The organism is Agrobacterium sp. MCAB5 (genome assembly GCF_052114365.1).
Classification (GTDB): domain Bacteria; phylum Pseudomonadota; class Alphaproteobacteria; order Rhizobiales; family Rhizobiaceae; genus Agrobacterium; species Agrobacterium tumefaciens.
Genome location: NZ_JBFREP010000325.1, coordinates 1 through 393, shown reverse-complemented (window position 1 = coordinate 393; position 393 = coordinate 1). Strand labels below are relative to the sequence as shown.

The window sequence follows — 393 nt, the reverse complement described above, 5'->3', positions numbered from 1 at the left end:
GGACCAGCTGGTCGCGGCTGCAGGTTTCCGCAAGATCGAACAGCGTATCGACAGGTGGGGCATTTTCACCGTATCGATAGCAGAGCGTATCTGAGGGCGGTATGGGCGAGGGGATAACATCGGTTCCGGCGGGCACACGCGGCGCTGTCGTGCGAACAGCTGCGCTCTGGCTCCTTTTTCTCGCGCCATTCTTCTATCTTACCTATGGTGTGGCGAACTGGTCTGCATCGTTGCGTGCGGATGTTCCGAACCTTGCCTTCCCCTTTGAAAAGCACATTCCGTTCATCGCCTGGACAATCGTTCCCTATTGGTCAATCAACGCATTTTATGCGCTATCCCTCTTTATCAACGATACCCCGGACGACGTGGGCCGTTTGGGTCGCCGCTACCTGA

General features: G+C 56.5%; 1 protein-coding gene and 1 pseudogene. Both read left to right on the top strand.

The window, feature by feature from the left end:
• Positions 1 to 94: class I SAM-dependent methyltransferase family protein (locus AB4Z23_RS28850; protein ID WP_441361356.1), on the top strand; the 94-nt coding region annotated here is incomplete at its 5' end.
• Positions 95 to 101: 7 nt separating this feature from the next.
• Positions 102 to 393, top strand: a pseudogene (locus tag AB4Z23_RS28845) (serine/threonine protein phosphatase); the annotation flags it as partial.